The sequence below is a fragment of the Caballeronia sp. dw_19 genome, assembly GCF_018449515.1.
Lineage (GTDB): Bacteria > Pseudomonadota > Gammaproteobacteria > Burkholderiales > Burkholderiaceae > Caballeronia.
Genome location: NZ_JAAVUQ010000037.1, coordinates 70302 through 78121, shown reverse-complemented (window position 1 = coordinate 78121; position 7820 = coordinate 70302). Strand labels below are relative to the sequence as shown.

Annotated in this window: 5 protein-coding genes; 4 read left to right on the top strand and 1 reads right to left on the bottom strand. The window is 57.1% G+C overall.

The features are described from left to right. Positions 1-424: 424 nt before the first annotated feature. Positions 425-1039: a TetR family transcriptional regulator C-terminal domain-containing protein gene (locus HB376_RS32820; RefSeq protein WP_213767814.1), complete on the bottom strand. Its 615-nt coding sequence runs from the start codon at positions 1037-1039 to the stop codon at positions 425-427. A gap of 317 nt (positions 1040-1356) precedes the next feature. On the opposite strand from HB376_RS32820, the gene HB376_RS32815 reads away from it, so the two are divergent. The 4 genes from HB376_RS32815 to HB376_RS32800 all read left to right on the top strand — a co-directional run bounded on the left by HB376_RS32815 (position 1357) and on the right by HB376_RS32800 (position 7816). After that, positions 1357-2220, top strand: a complete 864-nt coding sequence (locus HB376_RS32815; RefSeq protein ID WP_213767813.1) for an MBL fold metallo-hydrolase — start codon at positions 1357-1359, stop codon at positions 2218-2220. A 50-nt stretch (positions 2221-2270) separates the two neighbouring features. Next, a complete protein-coding gene (locus HB376_RS32810; protein WP_213767812.1) occupies positions 2271-2798 on the top strand; it encodes a hypothetical protein in 528 nt (175 codons plus the stop codon). Positions 2799-3397: 599 nt separating this feature from the next. After that, the gene (locus HB376_RS32805) at positions 3398-4585 is read left to right on the top strand and encodes an efflux RND transporter periplasmic adaptor subunit (RefSeq protein ID WP_213767811.1); all 1188 of its coding nucleotides are present in this window, start codon (positions 3398-3400) and stop codon (positions 4583-4585) included. A gap of 36 nt (positions 4586-4621) precedes the next feature. Further along, on the top strand, positions 4622-7816 hold the full coding sequence (locus HB376_RS32800) for a multidrug efflux RND transporter permease subunit (protein WP_213767810.1): 3195 nt from the start codon (positions 4622-4624) through the stop codon (positions 7814-7816). Positions 7817-7820 lie beyond the last annotated feature (4 nt).

Genomic DNA, 7820 nt, shown 5'->3' with positions numbered 1-7820 from the left:
AACATTGATAATTAGCATTATGTCAAATCTATCGGGCAGCCTGACTAAACCATCGTCTATCGCAATTTATGCTTGAATCAGTGGCGATCGCTTTAAGGCGATGCGAGCGGCTCTTGCCGACCCGATGCTGTTAAAACGTCAACGACAGCCAACGTCGTGAGATTTTCAGGAATCCTCTTCAACGGCAAAATCACATTAAGCTATAACTGTTTTATGGAATTCTCGTAGAGTTTCTCTCCACCGCCGCTATCGCCAGTGGCCATTGATATATGCGTGAGTTACCGCGCCCTAACCCCGTTCGCATGCCTGTTGCCTTCCGGCAGATCCATCGCGTTAAGCCTGAACGGAAAATGGTTGGCATTTTCGCCCGGCGAATCACGATGGCGTGGTCGGAGTTTGGCCAAATCCTTTTTTTCTCGCCCTCTTAGGTGAGAAGCTTGCCGAAGACGACCTGCTTGAACTCGATCAACGGAGCCTCACTCTTTTCTGCACGCATACGCAATAACGCGCCTTCCCAGCTATTCAGCACGAACCGCCCTAGCATGGCTGCGGGAAGCAGGTCGCCGACTGCACCTTGCTCCTGCGCTTCAGCAATGCAGATCTCGAAGAAATGGCCCCAGCTCGCAAAATGCCCGGCCAGACGCTCCCGCATAAGCACGCTATGGTCAGCCACCTCTGCGCTGAGATTTCCCAACAGACATCCCTTTGCGAAGCCGACTGCCTTAAACACCTTGATCCGGTCGTCAAAATAGGCTTCCAACCGGACCAACGGTGCGACATCGGCATTGCCGAAGATGTCGCGTAGTTTGCCTTCGTTGCGATCGAAGTAGGCGTCCATCACCTCTGCCCCGAACGCCTCCTTGCTGGCGAAGTGATTGTAGAACGACCCTTTGGGCACATTCACGCTCTCGACGATGCTCTGAATACCCGTCGCAGCGTAGCCCTCAGCGTGAATAATCCGCAACCCCGCCTGAACGAGATTGTTGCGGGTATCGGGCTTGGGCTTCGGCCCACGTTTGGCGGCAAGCTGAGATTTCACTTCGCATATCCTTGACTAATTCAAGACGACCGGTCAGAATTAATTTACCGCAGCTTAATGCTGCCTGTCAAGGAATCTGCCCCGCTCGCGAGGAAACGATCGTGATTTTAAGGCTCGATGTAAGCGTGCCCGCAGAAGGTGGAATCAAACCAGGCGCCTGGCTATTTCGTCCCGAGCGCGCGCTGGAGCCCAAACGGCTCGTTTTGATACCGGGCGGCCATTTCGACCCTTATCTCAACGAGTTTCCGCGAGCATCTGCTCGATCCCGATGAGAGCCGTTCGTGACCCATACATCACAAACAGTAAAGGAATCTACGATGAGTGCCGCCAATGCTACTAGCAATATTCAATGGGACTTACTCACGATTAAGCGCCCTGGCCTCCGTCGCGATCTGCCGGCCGGGAAGGAAGATCTGATGTGGGTGGCGAATTCGTCGACACTCATTTATGGAGAACGTGACGCCGTCCTGGTCGACACCTTTCTCACGTCAGAGCAATCACAGACTCTGCTGGACTGGGTGGTCGCGAGTGGTAAGAATCTCACTACCATCTACATTACGCACGGGCACGGCGACCATTTTTTTGGCCTCGCCACTCTTCTGGAGCAATTCCCGAAGGCAAGAGCCGCTGCTACGCCCGAAGTGGTCGCGGCCATGCACGAGAACCTTTCGCCGGCCTGGATCGACGATTTCTGGCGCCGGCTTTTCCCTGGCGAGATACCGGACCGCCTGCTGGTCGCCGAGCCGCTGGAAAACAATGACCTAGAGTTGGAGGGGCACAAACTCGTCGTGTTGAATGCCGGGCGAACTGATACAGCTCACTCCACATGCTTGCACGTCCCGTCCATCGGATTGATCGTCGGCGGGGATGCTGTTTACAACGGCATTCATCCCTATCTTGGCGAGACCGATACGCAGAGCCGGCTCGAATGGATTTCCACGCTCGACAAGCTTGAGGCCCTGAAACCCCGCGCGGTAATCGCTGGGCACAAAGTGCCGGGGAACGCCGATGATCCCCGCATCATCGGCGAAACGCGGCAATACCTTCGCGATTTCGATCGCCTGGACGCGTCAACGAAAACCGCGCTGCAACTCTACAACGCAATGCTCGAACTCTACCCCGATCACGTCAATCCGGGTTCGCTCTGGGGCGCGGCGAACACGGTCAAGAAGCAATCTTAGGGCGTCTTCCCATCACGAATTAAGATATCTTTTACAAAGGATTCCTGATCATGTACAAAACACTCTTTGCCGCAGCCACCGCTCTGACCTTTTCTGCCGGATCTCTCGCGGCTACTCCTGCTGCCTACAAAGAGCCACTGAATGCTCAGACCCTGAACACAATCAAATCAGAGTTCGGCAGCCTCATGGAATTAGCCAACCGGCACGACTTCAAGGCTCTGCATGAGATGTTCTGGCAATCCCCCTCGGCCCTTCTCGTTGCCAAAAGCGCAATCCCCGCCGAGGGGAACTGGGCAGGCGTCTGGGGCAACGAGGCAATCGATCAGAAGCTGCACGACATCGGCAGCTCCGGCCCGGTCGTGCTTCGGCCGGATTACTCGAAGCTCAAGGTCGTCGGCCTGACGCGAGACATAGCGCAATCCTACGCCCCGGTGAATATCACGGTTTCGTATGCGGGGCAGGACGGAACGCCCAAGCCGTTTCTGATGATCATCAACTGGATAAAAATCAGGAAGGACTGGAAGGTCGCTTCTGAGATCATCCTGCCCGTACCTCCGGCGCCCGTAGCGAAGAGTTAGGCCCCCCAGATGCTTACGGCGAGTGTATCCGAACGATCTTTGCAAGCGTGATGCTCGTCACGCTTCCCATACACGCAGAGAACGGAACACTCAATTCGACGAATCTATGCTGCTCAAAGAAAAGGGCACTCCGGTGCGAATTCCGCGCGCGAGAATAGTGGCGTAATCGCCGTTACATCATCGTGCTAAAAGGAGCCTTCCAAACTGCGAACGCAGTGGTGGATAAGCTATTTTGGCGATCGATTAAGCCCCTCATGTCAAGCGGCCAAGTCAGGCCTGCTCACGCGAAAGTCGGGCATGCAGCGCTGGTCCTGATCGACGTAGTGCAACGATACATTAGACAAATTGTCGACCGCGTCCCGCCAGTCGGCGAGCGCCGCAGTTCTTGTCAGGTCGCATCAGGTCGTATCAGGTTCGCCCAAGGACGCGCGTTTGACGGACCAATACTCTGTTCCTGACGAAACTGCTATTGACCTCAGGTGTCGCGTGAGCGCAGGCCACGACGTCGTTTTGCTGCTCGAAGAGACGGGATAGTTGCTGCCACGAGTACACCAGATCAGAGACGTCTTCCCCGTAAGAAAAGCTACTCGAGGTTTCGAATGAACACTCGGCCAAAATTTATACGAATCGGAGTCCTTATTCTGGTCGTAGCGGGCAGCCTCTGTCTATTGGGTACGGGTCATTTGAAAGGAGCGGGTCCAGCAGTGGCCGCGGAGGCTGCGGTCGCGGCCGCCTCGCACGTTGAAGTCGATGTTGCGACGGTGGTGGCAAAGACCATCACCGACTATCAAGACTATTCAGGACGCCTTGCGGCAATAGACAAGGTCGAGATACGGCCTCTCGTTTCCGGCACCATCATCGCTGTGCACTTCCGCGACGGTGACCTCGTTAAAAAGGGCGATCCGCTCTTTACGATCGATCCCCGCCCCTACCTGGCAGCGGTCGATCAGGCCGGCGCGCAACTGGCTGCTGCGCAGGCGCATGAAGGATACACGTCGACGGACGCGGCCCGTGCTGTCCGCCTGCTTGCCGACAATGCAATTGCCAAACGCGACTACGACCTCGCGCAGAACGCCTCGCGCGAAGCCATTGCTAACGTAAAGGCCGCTCAAGCGGCCCTTGAAACTGCTCGGATCAATCTCGCCTACGCGCATATCACCGCACCGGTTACCGGCCGGGTGTCACGCGCGGAACTGACTGTCGGCAATGTCGTGTCGACCGGCGCGAATGCGCCTCTGTTGACGACACTCGTGTCTGTCTCGCCGATTTACGCAGAGTTCGACGCTGACGAACAGACCTATCTGCGTTATCTCGGACGCGACTCGAAGGAGACCGTGCCCGTTCTGCTGGGACTAGCAAACGAAACCGGTTTTTCCCGCACAGGGGTGATCTATTCGGTCGACAACCGGCTGGACACGACATCCGGCACGATCCGCGTGCGCGCACGCTTCAATAATGAAGACGGCACACTCGTTCCGGGACTCTATGCGCGCGTTCAGGTCGGCGGCGGCGTACCGCATGCCGCGGTGCTGATCGATGACGCCGCGGTTAGCACGGATCAGGACAAGAAGTTCGTCATGATCCTCGATGCCAACGACCGCGTTCACTACCGGGAAGTTGTGCTTGGCGATCAGCACGACGGTCTGCGCGTGATACGTAAAGGACTCGTTGCGGGCGACCGAATCGTCGTCAACGGGTTGCAGCGCATTCATCCCGAAGACGTTGTCAGAGCAAAGATGGTGCCGATGAACGGCCCCGGAACCACGACACAATCGTCGCCGGCGTAAGCCGTTTCGCAAGCAGACGCGTTTCTGGCGGATTCCATGAACCTGTCCAAGTTTTTCATCGATCGCCCGATCTTCGCCGGCGTATTGTCGATGCTGATTCTCCTCGGTGGTGTGATTTCGATATTCAAGTTGCCGATATCCGAGTATCCGGAAGTCGTGCCTCCCTCCGTCGTGGTTCGCGCACAGTATCCGGGCGCCAACCCCAAAGTGATTGCGGCGACGGTGGCTGCTCCGCTCGAAGAGCAGATCAACGGGGTCGAAAATATGCTTTACATGCAGTCGCAGGCGAACAGCGACGGCAATCTGACGCTCACGATCACGTTCAAGCTGGGAACCGATGTGAACCTGGCCCAGCAGCTAGTGGAGAATCGCGTCTCGCAGGCGCTGCCGCGGCTGCCTGAAGACGTGCAGCGCCTTGGCGTGACAACGATCAAATCGTCGCCGACCCTGACGATGGTGGTCCACCTCGTGTCGCCGAACGGTCGTTATGACATGAAGTACCTGCGCAATTATTCTGTCATCAACGTCAAGGACCGGCTCGAACGGGTGCCGGGCGTAGGCGAAGTCGTCCTGAAAGGGTCCGGCGATTACTCGATGCGCATCTGGCTCGATCCTCAAAAGGTCGCCCAGCACAATATGACGGCGACCGACGTTGTCGACGCAATCCGGGAACAGAACGTACAGGTTTCCGCGGGATTGGTCGGATCTTCTCCGACCTTACCCGACGTTCCACTTCAGCTCAGCGTGAATGCTCAGGGTCGCCTGCAAACGGTCGAGGAATTCGAAGACATCGTCCTTAAAGCATCGCCCGACGGCGGTGTGACACATCTGCGCGATGTGGCCCGCGTCGAACTGGACGCCGCCGAGTATGCCGAGCGCTCATTGCTCGACAACAAGCAGGCTGTTGCGATGTGGATCTTTCAGCAGCCCGGCGCAAATTCCCTGCAGATTTCGGAGGCCGTGCGCAAGACCATGAGCGAGCTGCGGCCCGACTTTCCGCCGGGCCTCGAAGACCATATCATTTACGACCCGACACAGTTCGTACGGGCCAGTATTCACGCCGTCATCCATACCCTTCTTGAAGCCATTGCGCTCGTCGTTCTCGTCGTCATCATTTTTCTCCAGACGTGGCGCGCGTCCGTCATTCCGCTTGTAGCGGTGCCTGTTTCCATTGTCGGTACCTTTACGCTCCTACTTGCGTTCGGTTTTTCCATCAACGCGCTTTCGCTCTTCGGGATGGTGCTCGCGATCGGCATTGTGGTCGACGACGCCATTGTCGTGGTCGAAAACGTCGAACGGAATATCGCAAGCGGGCTATCCGCCAAAGAAGCTACTTATGAAGCGATGCGAGAGGTGAGCGGCCCTATTGTTGCGATTGCGTTGACGCTGGCGGCCGTGTTCGTACCGCTTGCCTTTATGAGCGGACTGACCGGTCAGTTCTACAAACAGTTTGCGGTCACCATCGCGATCTCGACGATCATCTCGGCGTTCAACTCGCTGACGCTGTCACCGGCCTTGGCAGCCCTTTTGCTGAAAGGACATAACGAACCCAAAGACTGGCTGACGCGCGCAATGGACCGCGCATTTGGCGGCTTCTTCAAGCGTTTCAATGCGGTTTTTCAAAGGGGATCCGTGGCTTACAGTTCGGGCGTGAAAAAAGTGCTGAAACGTAAGGCACTGATGATGGGCATCTACGTTGTGCTGCTTTGCTGCGCTGTCGCGATGATACGGGTCGTTCCCGGCGGATTCGTGCCGGCGCAGGACAAAGAGTATCTGATCACATTTGCGCAACTGCCAAACGGCGCTTCGCTCGACCGGACTGAACAAGTGATTCGCCAGATGGCCGAGATCGGGCTCGCCACGCCGGGTGTTGAAGCAGCCGTGCAGCATCCGGGACTGTCCGTGAACGGATTCACCAACTCGTCCAGCGCGGGAATCATGTTTCTGACCTTGAAACCCTTCGAGGAACGAACGAGTAAAGCGCTGTCCGCACACGAGATTGCCGGCCAGCTCATCAGGAAATATAGCGCGATCAAAGGGGCGTACATCGGCGTGTTCCCTCCCCCACCTGTATTGGGACTCGGCACGCTGGGCGGCTTCAAGATGGAACTCGAGGATCGGGGTGCATTGGGCTATGCGGCACTCGACGCGGCAACGCAGGAGTTCATCAAAGTCGCCTCGACAACCCCCGAACTGGGACCGACGTTTTCCAGCTACCAGATCAACGTTCCCCAACTGAACGTCGCGCTTGACCGGGTCAAAGCAAAGCAGTTAGGAGTGGCGGTGACGGACGTGTTCCAGACTATGCAGATTTATCTCGGCTCTTTATACGTCAATGACTTCAACCGTTTCGGGCGTGTGTATCAGGTCCGCGTCCAAGCAGACGCGCCGTTCCGCGCTCACACCGCAGACATCGGTCTGCTGAAAACCAGAAACGCGAATGGTGAAATGGTTCCGCTATCGTCGCTGGTGACAGTGACGCCGACGTATGGTCCGGACATGGTGGTGCGGTACAACGGTTACACCTCGGCCGATATCAACGGCGGCCCGGCGCCCGGCTATTCGACCGACGAGGCGCAGGCAGCCGCTGAACGCATTGCGGCGCAAGTTCTGCCGCGCGGCATCAAGTTCGAATGGACCGACATGACTTATCAGCAGATTCTTGCTGGCAACTCGGCGGTGCTGGTATTCCCGATTAGCGTCCTGCTGGTGTTTCTGGTGCTGTCCGCGTTGTACGAAAGTCTGGCTCTGCCGCTCGCGGTGATTATGATCGTACCGATGAGCATCCTCTGTGCGCTCATTGGCGTCTGGCTAACGAACGGAGACAACAACATCTTCACGCAGATCGGCCTGATGGTGCTGGTCGGGTTGTCGGCCAAGAACGCTATTCTCATCGTCGAATTCGCGCGCGAACTTGAACTTCAGGGCTTTACCGTCGTGTGCGCGGCGATCGAAGCAAGTCGCTTGCGCTTGAGGCCGATCCTCATGACGTCGTTCGCCTTCATCATGGGTGTGGTGCCTCTCATCACATCGTTCGGCGCAGGCTCCGAAATGCGACACGCGATGGGCGTGGCGGTCTTCTTCGGCATGCTTGGCGTCACGCTATTCGGCCTGCTGCTGACGCCGGTGTTTTATGTGCTGCTGCGCATGCTTGCCGGTGGACACAACCTGATCGACAAGCACGGGCATGTGCCCCAGATGCGCGGAGTCGACGCAACAGCCGATCTGTGAGGGT